This window comes from Microcoleus sp. CZ3-B2 (genome assembly GCF_036705055.1).
In the GTDB taxonomy this organism is placed as follows: Bacteria; Cyanobacteriota; Cyanobacteriia; order Cyanobacteriales; family Microcoleaceae; genus Microcoleus.
On sequence record NZ_JAUBTN010000062.1, the window covers coordinates 22555 to 38563 of the forward strand.

Here is a 16009-nt window from a genome sequence, read left to right on the forward strand (position 1 = left end):
AGGAGTCAAAAGAAGTCTTTTTACAAATATGAGATGCTCCCGTAAGCTGTTACGCATTTAGATCGCTAACGAAGTAAGTAGGTGCGTCAGCTACAAGACTTACGCTTAAACGGGAAACACTTCGGACTGACGCACCCTACAATCTGTTTTAAAGGTTCAACAGCTTACCTCACCTACTACATAAGCACAATTAAGAGGGCTAAAGCCCAACTACGTACCTCACTTGTTTAAGAATCGCTATATATCCAAAGCAGATGTTTTTTACTTAGGATTTGGCAATCTTTGCTACATATTGCGGATCGATTAAATCGTTAACTACTGTAGTCACGTCAACGGATTTCTCAATCACGCCGCTTTTTTTCAAGACATCTCCGGCAGCACTAATAACGGCTTTTTGTTCGTCACCAATCGATGAGTTTGAGAGATTGGTTCGCTCCTCTAATTGTTTAGTTGCTACTGCTTCTGTCAACTTCGATGCTTTAATCACCACTTGCTTGAGTTCGCTGGGATTTGCGATCGCCCATTTCCGTGCCTTCTCATAGGCGGTGAGCACTTGACTAACTTGTTCAGGATATTGTTTAGCAAATGCCTCGCGGACATTCAAAAAGCCTTGGCTAATTAGTTTAGTATCGCGGAAGAAGAGTTTCGAGCCTTTTTCTACTTCTGTCTGTGCCATAAATGGATCGAGGCCAGCCCAGGCATCCACATCGCCTTTCTCAAGGGCAGCTTTACCGTCAGCATGGGGCAAAGGCACAATTTCCACATCTTTGGCAGTTAAACCGACTCGATCCAAGGCACGCAATAAGAAAATAAACGGATCTGTTCCGCGCGTTGCTGCAACTTTCTTACCTTTTAAATCTGTGACTTTTTGAATGGAAGAACTTGCAGTAGTTACTAATGCCGTCCATTCGGGTTTAGAGTAAACGTAAATAGATTTGATGGGATTGCCATTGGCTTTGGCAATCAGTGCGGAAGCACCAGAAGTTGAGCCAAAGTCAATGCTGCTGCCATTGAGAAACTCTAATGCCTTGTTACTACCTTGACTGAGAACCCATTCGACTTTGATATTGGCTTTGGCTAAGTCTTCTTCTAGCCAGCCTTTTTCTTTGAGTACGAGACTGACAGGATTGTAGTAGGCATAATCTAAACGTACTACCGTAGGAACTGCCGTAGGAGATGAGCCTGGAGATGCTGCTGTAGTGTTAGTTCCAGGAGAGGAAGAATTACAGGCATTGACTAATACCGCTAGAAACAGCCCAGAAATAAAAAATAGCAGTAACCTACGTCTGGCAATGGCAAACCATTTGCTCATGATTGGTCTCCTCAACTCCTTGCTGAATGTCTCGCTTAATTAGGACTTACGTAATTTATACGATAAATCAATCGGTTTACCGTAGTATTCGATTTATCTTACAGCAAGGCACACTCAAGATCAATAGTTATAATGACCAACTCGACTGTTGGTGGTGGTATGGGCAACTCCCTTGCCAATATGGCGATCGCGCTCAATCAGCTTGATTAGCAAGGGGCGGTGGGCTGTTTTTAACAGGTGAGTCGCTACTAGAGAACCACTAAAGCCAGCACCGACGGTCGCGCGCGATCGTTGTTGGAGTATCAGAAATCATCAGTATTGTCGGAACCACATCAACATCAAATAGAAGAGTTCGGCTTGTCAGTATTTTCGGTATTTGAAGTTGTCACACTCATTAACTGACCGACAACCCAGATCGACGGTATTTTGGCGATCGCTTCAGAATCTGGTCATGGGCTGCCATAACTGCCGTCAAAATCCAAAAGGTATCTCTGGAACATTTCAATAACGGCAACATTTGCTAAAATACGGTTTACTTATCGATATACCGTATTTTGTTGTCACCTGCAATCATCGCTCAACTATTCAGGAAAATTCAAGCATGAGTCAAGTTCTGCAAGAAGTGCTGTCTGCTAACCAGGAATATGCTGCCGCCTTTGGTGACAAAGCCAATTTGCCCCTGCCTCCTGGTCGTCGCTTTGCCATTCTGACCTGCATGGACGCTCGCCTCGATCCTGCCAAATATGCTGGGCTGGCAGAAGGGGATGCCCATGTCATCCGTAACGCTGGAGGACGGGCAAGCGATGACGCAATTCGATCGCTCGTAATATCTTACAAGCTATTGGGAACTGTTGAATGGTTCGTTATTCACCATACGGACTGTGGGATGCAACTCTTTACCGACAGCATCATCCGGGAATTATTGACAAATAGCCTGGAAACCGCCTTAATTAACGAAAACGGTTGGCGAGATGTTGGGCAAAGTCCAGGTTCGACGGAAGGTGAATTTGTGGATTGGTTAACGTTCAAAGATTTGGCAGAAAGCGTGTTTGTGGATGTAAAACGAATTCGCAACCATCCCCTTGTGCCACCAACTATTCCGATTTATGGCTTTATTTATGATGTGAAAACAGGGCAATTGATTGAAGTACCCAGCGCAACTGAAGTCGGTCTAGCAACAGTTGCAGCGATCGCGTCATCGTAAAGAACGATCGCAAAAATGCAGAATGTTTTGCGGTTTTCTCAACTATGAAAAGCGTGCTTTTCACGCTCTCACCATTATTGCAACTATGGGCCATTTGATTGAATACGAAGACGCAAATGATGAAGTACGCGCAGTGTATGACGACATTCGTGCGACACGCAAAATCGAGTACATCAACAACTTTTGGAAAGCGATCGCCAACCATCCGCCTACCCTGCAACGTACCTGGCAGAATGTGAAGGAGGTGATGACGGCTCCGGGAGAACTAGATCCCCTGACCCGCGAGTTAATCTACATTGCTGTCAGCGTTAAAAATGGTTGCCCATACTGCATTTCATCTCATACAGCAGCAGGGCGAGCCAAGGGAATGGATGATGCCATATTTGGGGAACTGATGGCGATCGTGGCAACCGCCAACGCCACTAATCGACTAGCAAATGGCTATCAAATTCCGGTGGATGAACAATTCAAATTATAAAAGGCGTTCAATCTCAACTACTTATAATCCATCTCAATGGCAACTGAATTAACAGTAGATGTTTCTCAGATTCCCGTTATCGATATTAGTTCGCTGGTATCGGATAATCCCGTAGATACTGTTGCAAACCAAATCCGACAAGCTTGCCGCGACACAGGTTTTTTTTACATTGTCGAGCATGGTGTAGACCAAGGCTTGCAAAACCGTTTGGAGCAACTCAGTCGTCAGTTTTTTGCTCTAGATTTAGAAACCAAAATGCAAATTCGGATGGCGCTGGGAGGTCGGGCATGGCGCGGCTACTTTCCGGTTGGAGGTGAACTGACGAATAGTAAACCAGATTTGAAAGAAGGAATTTATTTTGGATCGGAATTGAATCAAACCCATCCGGCTGTTCGATCGGGTGTTCCCATGCACGGAGCAAACCTGTTTCCAAATATTCCGCAGTTTCGCGAAACAATACTGGAATATCTAACAGTTATGACCCAACTGGGTCACGCATTAATGACTGGAATTGCCCTGAGTTTGAACGAAGACGCATCTTACTTTCGCGATCGCACTTGCGACCGATCCCCTGATTTTATTTCGCATCTTTAACTATCCATTCCTAAGCAATCCGCAAGGGCAATCCTGGGGAGTGGCTGAGCATACCGATTATGGTTTGCTAACGATTCTCAAGCAGGATGATTTAGGCGGGTTGCAAGTGAAGACACGATCGGGCTGGATTGATGCTGTGCCGATCGCCAACTCATTTGTTTGTAACATTGGCGATATGCTCGATCGCCTCACAGGTGGACTTTATCGCTCAACTCCTCATCGAGTCAAGAATGTGTCAGGACGATCTCGCCTCTGGTTTCCGTTCTTCTTCGATCCCAATTTCAATGCTGAACTCCACCCAATTGAAATCAAGGGAGCGGTTGTCGATGACAACAAGAATGAACGTTGGGATAAAGCCAGCGTTCACGAGTTTCGCGGCACTTACGGCGATTATGTCCTCAACAAAGTTGCAAAGGTTTTTCCCCAATTGCGCCAGCAAGTTTTTTGACCAATTTTAGTGGTTGGAGTGTCAGATTAATAAGTCCAGTTTTGCCTGGTTTGCAAGCTATAGGTTCCATCTTTCACATTCACCCGCTCAGGAATCAGATTTAGATCTCTAAACATATTTGCCTGGTGCTGTAAGGCAGTGAGCGATTGGTCGTCGATCGGGATGATGGCGCGTTCGGCACTACGTTGCTGTAAAGTTTCTACGATCGATGGATCGATTTCATGATGCTCTGCCAATCGCTGAGCCGCTTCTAATTCTTGTCTCTTAGCCCAAGCTCCAGCTTCGTTTACTTCTTCTAAAATCACCTTGAGCAAGTCAGGATAGTCACGTACCAGCTCTGGAATCGCGTAGTAGTAGGTGGGAACTTCCACGGAAGCTTTGTCACCAAATATGCTATCTAGGTCTGCGATCGAGCGTCCTGGGTAAGCGCTTCGGGTCTGAGTTGTTGTGTAGGGAACCCAAACCACCCAAGCATCGATCTCACCCTGGCGAAATAGGGGCAGGGCTTCTGGCTGTGTTAGATAAACTGGCTCAATGTCGCTCAACTCCAGTCCTACTTTCGCCAGCGCTCGCACAAGCACATAATGTGCGCTTGAGCCTTTGTCAAAAGCTATCTTCTTACCTTTGAGGTCAAAAAGCGTCTGAATGGGGGAATCGGACGGTACCAGAATCGCTTGACCTTTGGGAGCGGTATATTTTTCTTTAGCCACCCGCACAAATACATGATCCGCTGCTTGAGAGAAGATGCTAGCCGTGCCACCGCCACCGCAGAAGTCAATCGTTCCGTTGCTTAGGGCCTCTATTAGAGAAGAGGCTGATAAAAAGCTTGACCAGGTGATACTCAGCCCGAATGGTTGCAAACGAGTTTCTAGCAAGCCTCGAGCGCGGAGAACTTCCAGATTTGTCATCCCCTCTGGATACCCAATTTTGAGTTGCTTGAGCCGCCGCGCTTGCTCAGCTAAGGGCGTGTTGCCAGAGTGAGCAGAACGGTTAGAAAACCAGCGATCCAAAACTAGACAGAAAATGATGCCTCCGGCAAACAGTCCCACGGTTTCCAGTACCCGAGTTGTTGAGTCTTTAGGTAGTGTGACTTGATTTACCTGATTTATGAGAGGGGAGAGTACATTGCCAGAGGCAGAAGCGGCAACAACAGGAGGCTCAAAAGCCAGAGTCAAGACCAAAACCGAGACAAGGCTGATAGAAAATAGACCGGCAAACCGATAGGCAAGGGATCTGCAAATGGTCGATCTGAGCGATCGTAAGATGTGGCGACCTGTGCCTCTAGGCAGATGGTCAATCAAAGGGCTAATCATAATGACTCTTTTAATAAACACAGGTGATGGATGCTGGATCAATTGAAGATGGGGGATCGAGTCAAAGCACCGCTTGATACATAAACTACCAGATTTGCTCGCTCGTTACACCCAAATAGGAGATACTCACATTATCCTATCGACATTGTGGTAATTTGTACAATGGTTGAGCGATCGCTCGTTTCGGCGATCGGATAGGTGTTGAGTGAGGAATGGTAATGGATTGGTTAATTGCAACAATTAAGATCGGGCTAGCTGCTGCTGTGGCAACAACGTTTGACGACAATATTTATCTGACTGCCTTCTTCAGTGAAGTTAATCGCACTTTTCGTCCTCAGCACGTTGTGGTTGGTGAGATTCTGGGGTTCACGGTATTGGTGATGGTAAGTTTAGTTGGTTTCTTAATGGGGCTAGTGATTCCGTCAACTTGGACTGGTCTACTGGGGATTCTGCCAATACTGATTGGCTTGAAAAATTTGATCGATCTTAATAAGGACGATTCAGCCGAAGATAAGTCAGCCAATCTGAAAAGAAACTCTAAATTTCGAGGATTTGATTCCAGAAAGCGAACTCTGTGGGATGTAATTCGCGATCCGCAGACCTATCGCGTCTCCTCGGTTACGATTGCTAATGGCGGCAACAATCTTGGGATCTATATCCCTTTGTTTGCGACTAGCTCAATCCAAAGTCTGTCCGTAATCATACCTATTTGCTATTTAATTGTTGGCTGCTGGCTGTGTATGTCCTATACTCTGACGCATTTACCTGGTATTGCTTTGGTACTCAGCCGTTATGCGAGTAAGTTCTTTCCCTTCGTGCTGATGTGGCTGGGTTTCAGAATTCTAATGGACAGCGAATCCTATCGTCTTTTTCTACCTAACACTTGACAGACAAAGGTATCCAAAAAATCATTGCCTTAAGTTTGAACGAAGACGCATCTTACTTCCGCGATCGCACTTGCGACCGATCCCCTGATTTTATTTCGCATCTTCAACTATCCATTCCTAAGCCATCCCCAAGGGCAATCCTGGGGAGTGGCTGAGCATACTGATTATGGTCTGCTCACGATTCTTAAACAGGATGATTTAGGCGGGTTGCAAGTGAAGACAAAATCGGGCTGGATTGATGCTGTGCCGATCGCCAATTCATTTGTTTGTAACATTGGCGATATGCTCGATCGCCTCACAGGTGGACTTTATCGCTCTACTCCTCATCGAGTCAAGAATGTGTCAGGACGAGCTCGCCTCTGGTTTCCATTCTTCTTCGATCCCAATTTCAATGCTGAACTCCACCCGATCGAAATCAAAGGAGCGGTTGTCGATGACAACAAGAACGAACGTTGGGACAAAGCCAGCGTTCGCGAGTTTCGCGGCACTTACGGCGATTATGTCCTGAACAAAGTTGCAAAAATTTTTCCCCAATTGCGCCAGCAAGTTTTTTGACATACTCCCCGCACTGGCATTGGCGACTACAACACCGTCGCAGCGAATGCCCGTGCCTGATCGCGCAGTTCTGGGACAGCAATTGTTTCCCATAAATCACCTTTGCGCGGGGTACCCAAAGTATAGAGCAGACTTGAACGATTGCCCCGAGCATCTAATACGGCACCATCAGCGGCAGTATCCAATCCCAAACCGATGTCGTTGGGGCGGATCAACCCTTGGGCACGCAAATTGGCAATTAGAGATTGGGGCGATCGGCGATAATCTGTTTGTACCCCTGTGCAATTCACCGCACGGCTGACCTGCAAGACCCGATTCGTTTGCGTTTGGCGATCGCGAACGGTAACAGCCACCGCCGCCTCTGCCGCTTGATAGTCCTGAATGCGCCCTGCGGTAATTGTCAGTTGCCCTGAATCCAGCATTGACCGGACAACATCCCCCATTTCAGGAGCAATCCGATGCCGGTGCACATCCCAATAGGGAGTGGCATGGCGCAAAAACCGTCGCTGCTCCACCCGGCCGAGTTGTTGCCAGAGTTGCTGGGTGATGGGACGTAGGGAATCGATCGCCGATCGCCAGTCGTAACCCTGCTGGGCCGCCGTCTCCACCTCACTCCGAAGGCACCGCAGCAAGCCCCGAATCGTTTTGGGCGCAGTGTCTGGGGTCAAAAAGGCCGGGTAGGGTTTGGTCGAGCGATGGGTCAGTGGCAACAAGCCCCGGCGAGACACGGCGTAAATTTTGCCTTGATGGTGGCGCGAGTGGAGCGACACCACCATATCCATCATTGTCAGTCCAGTGCCAATCAGCAACACGGGCGCCTCAAGCTCAAGCCCTGCCAACGCCGAAGCTGACCAGGCATTGCGAAGGTAAGGGGTGTCATTGGTCTTAGTTTGCGATGCACTCGGAACTGCTGGCGCGTTTCCCACTGCCAGGACAATTTTGTCTGCCACGAAAGCACGGCCGCTCCGCAGGGAGACGATCGCACATGAGGCTTGTGGCTCCACTGCCACCACTTCATCGATCACCCGCTCCAACCGGACGTTACTCGGTGCCGCAGCGACCGCTTCCTCCAGAATCGACTGAATGTACAGCCCGTAGATCTGACGGGGAATGAAACTGCTGGCGTTCGGGTCATCGGGCAGGAATGCCGCCAATTCGCTGCGGTTATCTTGCAGCCAGCGCAGCAGATGACCGGGATCGTCGGAAAAGGCACTCATCTTGCCTGCGGATACATTCAGCAAATGGCTGGTGGTATCGGTGCTGTATGCAACTCCAGGGCCAATCTCGTGACTGCGATCGATCAGCTCGATCAGCAGGGGGCGGTCGGCAGTTTTCAACAGGTGAGCCGCTACGAGACAACCGCTAAAGCCAGCACCGACGATCGCGATCGTTGTTAGAGGATCGGAAGTCAGCATTTTAGGAACCCTATCAGCATCAAAAAGAATAGGAATGTATCTATTGTTAAGACATCGGATCTATGAAAAGATATCGCTGCCTCGGTCTCCAACACTTACCCACAAGCGGGGATTTTTAATTACCTGGTTTCCAAACTACTTCTTGAACTTTTAGCTGCTTGGGAATTAACCCGAGTTCAAAAAAAGTATCGGCAATTTCCTGTTGTTCGGCAACCATATCAGCTTGGATCGGTTCAAATCCATAACTCCGCCGTCGAGTTACTACATCTAAGATAGAAACATCAATTTTCAGAATGGGAGCAAGAATCTTGACTACTTCTTCGGGATTCGCATCAGCCCAGGTCGCTACTGCTTGAGTTTCTTCTCTAATTGCCTCAATGATTTTGGAATTAGACTGAGTAAATGAGCGATTAGCTAAGTAAAAATCTCGGTTAGCTGCGAGTCCTTTACTATCTTTAACAACACGAACATCTACTTGCGCTTGAGCTGCTGCATAAAACGGGTCCCAAATTACCCAAGCATCTACGTTACCTTGTTGGAAGGCAGCTCTGGCATCGGCTGGTGTCAGGTTGGCAGGCTCAATCTCAGTCCATTTTATCCCTGCGGATTTCAGTGCTTTTGCTAACAAGTAATTGGCGCTTGAACCTTTTGTAAAAGCTATTTTCTTACCTCGCAAATCTGCAAGGGTTTGAATTGGTGAATTAGCAGGAACTAAAATACCTGAACTGCGGTCTTTGGGGGCGCTACCGCCAATGTATAGCAGAGGTGCGTTAGCAGCCTGGGCAAAGACTGGAGGAGCGTCTCCGGTGCGCCCGATGTCTATGCTGCCGACGTTTAGTGCTTCCAGCATCGGGGGGCCTGACTGAAATTCTTTCCACTCAACGGATATGCCTAGAGGCTGCAAGCGTTTCTCTAACCCGCCTCTAGCTTTGACTAGCGTGAAGGGGTCGAATTTCTGATGGCCGATGCGGACTACCTGAGCTTGAGCTGCTGCGGGGGAAGCGGCGGGGCTTGCAGAGCCCGTAGGGGTGGGAGTATTGCAGGAGGCGATCGCCCAATTTAAGCCGATCCCCAATATAAATAGCGCTGCTAGGGAAAGGTGCGATCGCCATAACTTAGTCAGAATTGAAATCACTCTTTTGAGCATAAACAATAATATTGTTCGTTGCTAATTTTCCGATCGAAGACTTCCCACTAATTCGGGTTTGCCACTGTGCAAGGTGCTGACAAACTCTTTTAACTGCGATCGCAATCTTTCTTCTGTTTCCTGTTCAAACTGTACGCTTGTTTCGTCGTAACTTTCGATCTGGGTGTCTAAAACATAGACACCAGACAAGATATGACTAGCGCCCAGTTCGGATAACACTGGTTTGAGGGCGTAGTTAATTGCTAATAAGTGACCCAGCGTACCTCCGGTGGCGATAGGGAGAATAACTTTGCCAGCTAAACTCTTTTGCGGTAGCAAATCTAAGTAAGCTTTGAGTACACCTGTGTAGGCTGCTTTGTAAACAGGTGTGGCGATGATTATGCCACTGGCTTCTACTACTAAATCATTGACTGCTTTCAAGTCTGGGTTCGCGAATTGTCCGTAAATTAATACCTCTGGCGGGAGATCGCGGACGTTGATAGATGCCGTACTTAATCCCTCTTTCTCGACTGCGCGGCGGGCGTATTCCAGCACGGCAAAGGAGCGGGATGGATGAGACGGGCTACCTGCGATCGCAACAACATTAGCCATTTAACTGTCCTCCTATTTTCGACTCATTTAAAAATTAGCCATTCACAGTATCGACCGCAAACTACTATAACTCGATAAAGTTACAGTAATTTACTTGAATAGTAAGCTAGCACGGTCAATTTAAAAAAGCAAGTAAGTTGAGAGGTAAAGTTTGATAACCATTACACAATTTTTTGGCGATCGCGAATCTCGGCGGGAATCAAGTGTCAGGTTTTTTTCCCAAATACAGCATAATCCCACCGGACTCAAAAACAGAACCTTTACAGGAACAGGGTTTGCTTGTTCTTAACAATTATTTATCAAAGCCGCAGAAGTTGGGCGAAAAATTATCTTGCTTTTTGTAGATACCTATGCAATAATCTTGTTTAATCAAAAAATACTGTAATTTGACTGAGTTACCGTAGATTACATCTAGAAATGCTAATCTGCTATTCACCAGCACCGGCGAGTAGGAGACGAATTGGCATTGGCTCAACAGCCACCTTTGAAAGCGAAAAAGGTTTTGAGCCTGTGGCATAGATCGCGATATGGAGGTTTTTTAGAATGGAATCAGCACTCTCAGGAATACGCCTAGAATTAGTAGAACTCCAGAAGTCATTTGGAAATATTAAAATTTTGCGGGATATCAACATAGAAATAAATCCCGGAGAATTTGTAGCAATTGTAGGTCGCAGCGGATGTGGCAAAAGTACCTTACTGCGCTTAATCGCCGGACTAGAAGTTCCCACTCAAGGCACTGTCTTTTTAGATGGAAAGTCATCCCGCAAACTCAACTCTAAAGTGACAATGATGTTTCAGGATGCACGGCTGCTACCTTGGCAAAAAGTGGTGGCAAATGTGAAATTAGGGCTGCTCGCGGCCAAAGAAAACACGCACTACAAAGCGATGCAAGTCCTTGACGCGGTAGGGCTTGGCGATCGCGCCAACGATTGGCCGGCGGTACTCTCCGGCGGTCAAAAGCAGAGAGTTTCTTTAGCAAGAGCCCTCGCCTGCGAACCTCATTTACTGCTGCTTGATGAACCCCTCGGCGCGTTGGATGCTTTGACCCGCATTGAGATGCAGCAATTGTTAGAAAATTTGTGGCAAGAAAAAGGATTTACCGCGCTACTGATCACTCACGATGTAGAAGAAGCAGTGGTATTAGCTGACCGAGTTATTTTAATAGAAAATGGTCAGATTGCAATGGACTGTTCTATTGATATGCCGCGACCGAGGCAGAGAGGAAATGCTGTATTTGCTGCGAAAGTAGAGGCGATTTTGCAGCGCGTTATGGGTCAAAAAGAAAGTAGCAAAGATGCAGAGAAATTTGCCATAGGTAGGTACAAAAAACCCAACTATGTAAAGATAAGTAAATACGGATAACGGATCTACCAAGGTAACTCAGATATGGGCGCTCGTTTAAGAATATTTCTGACTCGCGAGCTCTTCCTCAGCGAATCCGATGCACCCGGATTTGATATCACTCGCAGATCCTAAATTCCGATCGATACTTCACCGTTCCGCTGCAATCCTGCAAAGCTCCAGTTTCTAACTCCAACACCATAAAAGCCTCATCGGGCACATCATATTCACATTTCAAGCTCTTGCTACTAGCAGGAATGAACCCAAAACGCGGATAGAAATCTGGATCGCCCAGCACAACCACTGCCTGAAATCCCGATCGCGCGCACTCTTTTAAACCTTCCCGGATCAGCAGCTTTCCGATACCTTGCCGCTGATAGTCGGGAATAACTGCGACTGGCGCCAACCCCAGAATCGACAAATTGCTAGAACATTTTCCTTCGACGACAACCGGACTGAAGAAAAGATGTCCGACAATGCGATCGGATTGTACCGCAACGAAGGAAAATGTAGATGCAATTCCCCGCAGTCGATCGACTAAGTTGGCCTCATTTTCTCGCGCGAATGCCGCAATATTAACTTGGCGAACGGCTTCTAAATCTTCTGGCTTTTCGGTACGGATATCCATAGCGCGATCTTAATCAAATTATAGCTATTGGTTATGCTGATTCTAGATGAATAACCGGAATTTGTTCGGTTCTTTCAGGCAATCTCGTTCCAGTTGCAACGGCATGAACCGCATGAAAAATATCGGCTGAATAGTATCGATTGCCACAGTTATCGCAAACACCGATAGTCACATCTTCAAGAATGACAAATCCATTTTTATGTTTGAATGCCTCGCGCTTGACAGTGCGGGGTTGAACGGTTCCTTCGCAATACTCACATCTGTATTTATACATACGATTATTCCTCAAGTTCAGTGACTTCATACACCGTGATGATTAGATAACGTCCGTTACTAGCGAAACGTCCAACCACTCCAACAGGTGTTTGTCGATCGAGTGCAGTCCCCACTACTACATATTTTGTACCTCTGGGGTCGTCTTTTTCAACCCGGATCATCTGTTGAGCCATGTATAGTTTATGCGTCGGTCATACAATAGTCTGTGCGTAAGTCCTAACCAATATTACTATAGGGAACACGCAACTCGAAACCCAGTCCCGTGATATCTATAATTAGATCCAGTCTCGCTGCGATAGGCGGAACGACAATTATGATCGTAGTAATCAAACGAGCCACCTCTTATTACAACAGATCGCGAGTCTTCTTCACTTAGCCAGGCAGTGCCATCACTGGGTGCGCCTTCATAGTCATCATGCCACGCATCCTGACACAACTCGTAGACATTACCGTGCATATCATACAGTCCAAAAGCATTCGGAAAAAAACTACCCACAGGCTTTGTCTGTAAATACTTTACACTCTCTGGACTATAAGCTACAACGCATCCTTCTGCTGGCATGGGAGGACTTGGCTGTGTATCATCATCAGTTTCATTCTGATCCCAATAATTGACAATTTTGGTGTTAATATCTTTCCCGAAGCTGAAGGGTGTATTAGTGCCAGCACGACAGGCATATTCCCATTCAGCTTCACTGGGTAATCGATAATTTCTTCCTGTTGTCAGAGATAGTTTTCTGCAAAACTCGATCGCATCCGACCAAGAAACATTTTCCACTGGCAGATGTGAGCCTTGATTAGCAGATAAATTATGTTGCATTACATATTCCCATTGAGATTGAGTAATCTCAAATTTGCCAATATGAAATTCAGGAACGTTCACCAAATGTTGCGGATTCTCATGATAATAAATACTCTCATCATTGGAGGCACCCATCAAGAAATAACCGCTGGGAATATAAACCATCTCCAGCGTAGCTTTATTGCCTAATTCTTCGATAAAAAACCTGGCTTGTTGGCGTTCATTTCTAATTTCGTCATCCTCTAGTGTTATCGTGTCAAACTCAAACACACTGTATTGAAGTTCTCGTTTAATTGGTGTTATTGAGGATTTCAGCAGGGGAGGGTAAAGAAAATTTTGCATGGGTTTAATTACATTTTCCATGCGATCGACAGCAGCTTGAATAAGTGGTTCAATAGGATTGCCAAGACTACCATCTTTAATACTAGATTGAATGAGCGATTCGATACGGTCGGCGAGTTGCTGACCTTCCAAGCCTGATTGAATAAGTAATTGTATCTGCTCGGTAAGATAGGTATTTTCCACAGCTTAGTCCTACTTAAATATCTGGTTTAACTTCTTTCAATCCGAGCGACTAACTCTCCTTATTGCGGCACAAGCTGACCGGAAGACAATCGCTTAATGCCCTCCATCGCTGTAGTTTCTCCAGCTTTGTCACCGCCCTCACGAGCAATTTTCAAAGCTCCCTCGTAGGATTCGAGAGCTTGAGCATATTGACCGAGACTTTCATGAATTGCGCCCATATTGTTAAGCAAGCGTCCGATACTTGTCTTGTCGCCGATTGCTTCTAACATCGGTATTGCTTGCTGAAAATAGATCAGGGCTTGAGTATCTTTGCCCTGTTTGCGAGAGGCAAGTGCCATGTTGTTGAGGAGGCGGCCGACGCCAGCCCTGTCTCCGATTTCCCGGCGAATTGCTAAAGCTTGGTGGTAAAATTCCATCGCTCTATTAAAGTCGCCGATGTTGTAGTAGACGCCGCCCATGTTATTGAGGGTACGGCCTAAATCGCGCCGATCGCCCGAAACATTGCGAATCGTGCGCGCTTGCTGGTAAAATGCGATCGCCTTGGCGTAATTGACCTGTTCTGCGTACACGGCCGCGATGTTGTGGAGAGATTCTCCAATTTCAATTTGGTCGTTGGTAGTTTTGGCAAGTTCCAAAGCTTCTTGATGCAGTTTCATCGCTTCGTCCAACTTATCCGCAATCCGGTTGACAAAACCGATGAGATTGAGAGTGCGCGCGATACGAGGCCCTTCGCCGATTTCTCGGTGAATGACTAAAGCTTGCCGCAAAACTTCCAAAGCTTTGGGCCTCGAACCCATTTCGCCATAAGCTTCCCCCATATTGTTGAGGGTTTCTCCGATTCCCCGTTTGTCGCCTAGTTGCTTGCGAATTGCCAAAACTTGCTCAAAAGTCTGGATTGCTTCTCGAAACAAACCCTCGCGATGCTGTTTTACTCCTGTTTCAAAGAGTTTGTCTGCTGGCGTTTTGGGGTCAGTTGCCTGGGCGAGTGAAGCGAAGCTATCCCGTAGGGAACCGCTCGCTTGGGCGCGCCTAGCATTTATAATTGGGGCATAAGCCAGAGCGTCTGAAATTGCCAGCAAGCTGAGTGGGGGCGATAAGACAATACTTATAGCTGTGAGATAGCTGAAGTGGTAAGAGCGGCAGTACACCGATCGAGTCCTCCAAGAGCCAAGTTATAACTATCAAGATAGAGCTCTTTGGGGTGTTCCTGCCGAATTTTTTTCAGTCGCTAGGTTCTAACTGGCTTTTTGTCTTGCGAGACTGCCAGAATTAGCGGCATATTGTTGAGTGCGGAGATGACAGCAAAGTTTTTGCTGGGTGGAAGCGATGCTTTTTCATGGCTTTGCAAAATGATGTCCTGTTTGTCAACCGTGCTCCAAGCAGTTCCTGACAAAACTTGAATTTCTCGATGAGTTTGAGGTAATCTGTATACCTCGTTTTTCATCAGCATAATGCGATCCTCTTCGAGGGCTCCGCTAACGGGTGCTGCCAACTCGGAAGATATTTGAAGCATAGCATCTCCTACTTGGTAATTGGGAATTGGTAATTGGGAATTGCTAATTGGGAATTGCTAATCGAAGACTGTATTTCACTTCATTTCCACACCACCGACAATCGACTATTGGCAGTAACGCCGATCGAGCCAAGCGTGCATTTCATGCTCCGTTGCCACACAGGTAGAGCGACCTGTAGCCCGATCGCAACTGTGCCACCAAGTGTTACCATCGCGATCTGAGGTCTGCCAAATCCTCAGATCGTCCCCGCCAGCGACGGCGGCGAGGAAAAACTGCCAAATTTGATTCATAGCCCAAAAGATCGATCGCCCTTGCTGTTTTTTTGTTGGTAAAGCTCGATCGGCGATCGAAAAAACTTTGATTCTTGGGGTATCGATTCGATTTTTGCAAGTAGACATAGCCAACATCTGCAACTTATAATTTTCACAAATATTGCACGAATAAAATTACAAAAAAAGCTTAAAACTGCAATATTCTCAGCGCAATTACAGCACACTATTGTGGGCGTGCAAGTCCTGTAAAAGTCAATCTGTTATCTAACAAATTAACCTTAACTCTTTGGTGATTGACAATCAAATCATTGCTTGCATAGATTGTATGAATAAAATAGATAGATTGACGATCGGGCAAAAAGGCTATGAATGAAATCAATACGGGACGGATGAAACTCTCTCAAATTCAGGCTTTGATAGCAGTAGCAGACTGTGAAAACTTTAGCGAGGCGGCTTTGCTTTGCAATTGGAACTGTCCCAGTCAGCAGTCAGCCACGCCATCGCATTTTTAGAAACCGAATTGGGAGTACAACCAATCTAAGTAATGCCTGCTTAGAAAACGCAAATTTGCACTATGCTGACTTGACTGATGCCAACCGAGCGTGGAGCTAATTTGAACAATGGTTTTTTCTGACGGGGTGACAACCCCGTTAAAACATAGACTCAATCAAGGACATAGCTCTCATACCCTTCTGAAAAAATGGCAA

22 protein-coding genes are annotated in these 16009 nt (G+C 46.5%); 9 read left to right on the plus strand and 13 right to left on the minus strand.

The genetic code is table 11. The features are described from left to right. Positions 1–265: 265 nt before the first annotated feature. Positions 266–1312, minus strand: a complete 1047-nt coding sequence (locus tag QUA97_RS22495; protein WP_194069761.1) for an aliphatic sulfonate ABC transporter substrate-binding protein — start codon at positions 1310–1312, stop codon at positions 266–268. Positions 1313–1432: 120 nt separating this feature from the next. Further along, positions 1433–1618 (minus strand): FAD/NAD(P)-binding protein, encoded by a 186-nt coding sequence (locus QUA97_RS28375; RefSeq protein ID WP_194069784.1) that lies wholly within the window; start codon positions 1616–1618, stop codon positions 1433–1435. A 295-nt stretch (positions 1619–1913) separates the two neighbouring features. Between QUA97_RS28375 and QUA97_RS22500 the strand changes: the two genes are divergently transcribed. The 4 genes from QUA97_RS22500 (at position 1914) to QUA97_RS22515 (ending at position 4036) form a co-directional block, all read left to right on the plus strand. Continuing rightward, complete coding sequence (locus tag QUA97_RS22500; protein WP_194069763.1) at positions 1914–2516, plus strand: beta-class carbonic anhydrase; 603 nt, start codon at positions 1914–1916, stop codon at positions 2514–2516. 85 nt (positions 2517–2601) lie between these two features. Further along, the gene (locus QUA97_RS22505) at positions 2602–2994 is read left to right on the plus strand and encodes a carboxymuconolactone decarboxylase family protein (protein WP_333196177.1); all 393 of its coding nucleotides are present in this window, start codon (positions 2602–2604) and stop codon (positions 2992–2994) included. Positions 2995–3030: 36 nt separating this feature from the next. Beyond that, positions 3031–3588 carry a 2-oxoglutarate and iron-dependent oxygenase domain-containing protein gene (locus QUA97_RS22510; RefSeq protein ID WP_333196178.1) on the plus strand — a complete coding sequence of 186 codons (558 nt, stop codon included), beginning with the start codon at positions 3031–3033 and terminating at the stop codon, positions 3586–3588. A 40-nt stretch (positions 3589–3628) separates the two neighbouring features. Then, entirely contained in the window at positions 3629–4036 is a 408-nt protein-coding gene (locus QUA97_RS22515) for a 2OG-Fe(II) oxygenase family protein (RefSeq protein WP_333196182.1), read from the plus strand. Between the two features lie 26 nt (positions 4037–4062). Here QUA97_RS22515 and QUA97_RS22520 read toward each other — a convergent pair whose 3' ends face one another. Then, positions 4063–5349 carry a sulfonate ABC transporter substrate-binding protein gene (locus tag QUA97_RS22520; RefSeq protein ID WP_228050223.1) on the minus strand — a complete coding sequence of 429 codons (1287 nt, stop codon included), beginning with the start codon at positions 5347–5349 and terminating at the stop codon, positions 4063–4065. Positions 5350–5567: 218 nt separating this feature from the next. On the opposite strand from QUA97_RS22520, the gene QUA97_RS22525 reads away from it, so the two are divergent. Both QUA97_RS22525 and QUA97_RS22530 read left to right on the plus strand, forming a co-directional pair. Then, positions 5568–6236, plus strand: a complete 669-nt coding sequence (locus tag QUA97_RS22525) for a cadmium resistance transporter (protein ID WP_194069767.1) — start codon at positions 5568–5570, stop codon at positions 6234–6236. A gap of 99 nt (positions 6237–6335) precedes the next feature. Next, positions 6336–6791: a 2OG-Fe(II) oxygenase family protein gene (locus QUA97_RS22530; protein ID WP_333196204.1), complete on the plus strand. Its 456-nt coding sequence runs from the start codon at positions 6336–6338 to the stop codon at positions 6789–6791. Between the two features lie 26 nt (positions 6792–6817). On the opposite strand, the gene QUA97_RS22535 is transcribed toward QUA97_RS22530, so the two are convergent. From QUA97_RS22535 to ssuE, 3 genes are all read right to left on the minus strand, one after another. Continuing rightward, the gene (locus QUA97_RS22535) at positions 6818–8206 is read right to left on the minus strand and encodes an FAD/NAD(P)-binding protein (protein WP_228050224.1); all 1389 of its coding nucleotides are present in this window, start codon (positions 8204–8206) and stop codon (positions 6818–6820) included. Positions 8207–8321: 115 nt separating this feature from the next. After that, positions 8322–9353, minus strand: a complete 1032-nt coding sequence (locus QUA97_RS22540) for a sulfonate ABC transporter substrate-binding protein (RefSeq protein ID WP_333196186.1) — start codon at positions 9351–9353, stop codon at positions 8322–8324. A gap of 21 nt (positions 9354–9374) precedes the next feature. Beyond that, a complete protein-coding gene (gene ssuE / locus QUA97_RS22545) occupies positions 9375–9944 on the minus strand; it encodes an NADPH-dependent FMN reductase (RefSeq protein WP_194069771.1) in 570 nt (189 codons plus the stop codon). Between the two features lie 543 nt (positions 9945–10487). On the opposite strand from ssuE, the gene QUA97_RS22550 reads away from it, so the two are divergent. After that, positions 10488–11306 carry an ATP-binding cassette domain-containing protein gene (locus QUA97_RS22550; RefSeq protein WP_333196189.1) on the plus strand — a complete coding sequence of 273 codons (819 nt, stop codon included), beginning with the start codon at positions 10488–10490 and terminating at the stop codon, positions 11304–11306. 97 nt (positions 11307–11403) lie between these two features. Here QUA97_RS22550 and QUA97_RS22555 read toward each other — a convergent pair whose 3' ends face one another. From QUA97_RS22555 to QUA97_RS22585, 7 genes are all read right to left on the minus strand, one after another. After that, positions 11404–11913 carry a GNAT family N-acetyltransferase gene (locus QUA97_RS22555; RefSeq protein WP_333196191.1) on the minus strand — a complete coding sequence of 170 codons (510 nt, stop codon included), beginning with the start codon at positions 11911–11913 and terminating at the stop codon, positions 11404–11406. A 31-nt stretch (positions 11914–11944) separates the two neighbouring features. Then, on the minus strand, positions 11945–12187 hold the full coding sequence (locus tag QUA97_RS22560) for a YgiT-type zinc finger protein (RefSeq protein ID WP_333196193.1): 243 nt from the start codon (positions 12185–12187) through the stop codon (positions 11945–11947). 4 nt (positions 12188–12191) lie between these two features. Then, the gene (locus QUA97_RS22565; protein WP_333196196.1) at positions 12192–12362 is read right to left on the minus strand and encodes a hypothetical protein; all 171 of its coding nucleotides are present in this window, start codon (positions 12360–12362) and stop codon (positions 12192–12194) included. A gap of 56 nt (positions 12363–12418) precedes the next feature. Further along, the gene (locus QUA97_RS22570) at positions 12419–13516 is read right to left on the minus strand and encodes a formylglycine-generating enzyme family protein (RefSeq protein WP_333196198.1); all 1098 of its coding nucleotides are present in this window, start codon (positions 13514–13516) and stop codon (positions 12419–12421) included. A 59-nt stretch (positions 13517–13575) separates the two neighbouring features. Then, positions 13576–14664 carry a tetratricopeptide repeat protein gene (locus QUA97_RS22575; RefSeq protein WP_333196201.1) on the minus strand — a complete coding sequence of 363 codons (1089 nt, stop codon included), beginning with the start codon at positions 14662–14664 and terminating at the stop codon, positions 13576–13578. An 80-nt stretch (positions 14665–14744) separates the two neighbouring features. Further along, on the minus strand, positions 14745–15029 hold the full coding sequence (locus QUA97_RS22580) for a hypothetical protein (RefSeq protein WP_194071270.1): 285 nt from the start codon (positions 15027–15029) through the stop codon (positions 14745–14747). Positions 15030–15134: 105 nt separating this feature from the next. Beyond that, on the minus strand, positions 15135–15428 hold the full coding sequence (locus tag QUA97_RS22585) for a hypothetical protein (protein WP_194071271.1): 294 nt from the start codon (positions 15426–15428) through the stop codon (positions 15135–15137). A 340-nt stretch (positions 15429–15768) separates the two neighbouring features. Between QUA97_RS22585 and QUA97_RS22590 the strand changes: the two genes are divergently transcribed. Both QUA97_RS22590 and QUA97_RS28380 read left to right on the plus strand, forming a co-directional pair. Next, a complete protein-coding gene (locus QUA97_RS22590) occupies positions 15769–15843 on the plus strand; it encodes a hypothetical protein (protein WP_333196206.1) in 75 nt (24 codons plus the stop codon). Then, positions 15822–15914 (plus strand): pentapeptide repeat-containing protein, encoded by a 93-nt coding sequence (locus tag QUA97_RS28380; protein WP_339384809.1) that lies wholly within the window; start codon positions 15822–15824, stop codon positions 15912–15914. Before QUA97_RS22590 ends, QUA97_RS28380 begins: the two co-directional genes overlap by 22 nt. Positions 15915–16009 lie beyond the last annotated feature (95 nt).

Excerpts from the sequence above, each read along its gene's own strand:
- QUA97_RS22585 (WP_194071271.1), bottom strand. The coding sequence starts at position 15,428 with ATGTCTACTTGCAAAAATCGAATCGATACCCCAAGAATCAAAGTTTTT.
- QUA97_RS22565 (WP_333196196.1), bottom strand. The coding sequence starts at position 12,362 with ATGGCTCAACAGATGATCCGGGTTGAAAAAGACGACCCCAGAGGTACA.
- QUA97_RS22535 (WP_228050224.1), bottom strand. The coding sequence starts at position 8,206 with ATGCTGACTTCCGATCCTCTAACAACGATCGCGATCGTCGGTGCTGGC.
- ssuE (WP_194069771.1), bottom strand. The coding sequence starts at position 9,944 with ATGGCTAATGTTGTTGCGATCGCAGGTAGCCCGTCTCATCCATCCCGC.
- QUA97_RS22580 (WP_194071270.1), bottom strand. The coding sequence starts at position 15,029 with ATGCTTCAAATATCTTCCGAGTTGGCAGCACCCGTTAGCGGAGCCCTC.
- QUA97_RS22555 (WP_333196191.1), bottom strand. The coding sequence starts at position 11,913 with ATGGATATCCGTACCGAAAAGCCAGAAGATTTAGAAGCCGTTCGCCAA.
- QUA97_RS22505 (WP_333196177.1), top strand. The coding sequence starts at position 2,602 with ATGGGCCATTTGATTGAATACGAAGACGCAAATGATGAAGTACGCGCA.
- QUA97_RS22525 (WP_194069767.1), top strand. The coding sequence starts at position 5,568 with ATGGATTGGTTAATTGCAACAATTAAGATCGGGCTAGCTGCTGCTGTG.
- QUA97_RS22540 (WP_333196186.1), bottom strand. The coding sequence starts at position 9,353 with ATGCTCAAAAGAGTGATTTCAATTCTGACTAAGTTATGGCGATCGCAC.
- QUA97_RS22520 (WP_228050223.1), bottom strand. The coding sequence starts at position 5,349 with ATGATTAGCCCTTTGATTGACCATCTGCCTAGAGGCACAGGTCGCCAC.
- QUA97_RS22495 (WP_194069761.1), bottom strand. The coding sequence starts at position 1,312 with ATGAGCAAATGGTTTGCCATTGCCAGACGTAGGTTACTGCTATTTTTT.
- QUA97_RS22500 (WP_194069763.1), top strand. The coding sequence starts at position 1,914 with ATGAGTCAAGTTCTGCAAGAAGTGCTGTCTGCTAACCAGGAATATGCT.
- QUA97_RS22560 (WP_333196193.1), bottom strand. The coding sequence starts at position 12,187 with ATGTATAAATACAGATGTGAGTATTGCGAAGGAACCGTTCAACCCCGC.
- QUA97_RS22510 (WP_333196178.1), top strand. The coding sequence starts at position 3,031 with ATGGCAACTGAATTAACAGTAGATGTTTCTCAGATTCCCGTTATCGAT.
- QUA97_RS22550 (WP_333196189.1), top strand. The coding sequence starts at position 10,488 with ATGGAATCAGCACTCTCAGGAATACGCCTAGAATTAGTAGAACTCCAG.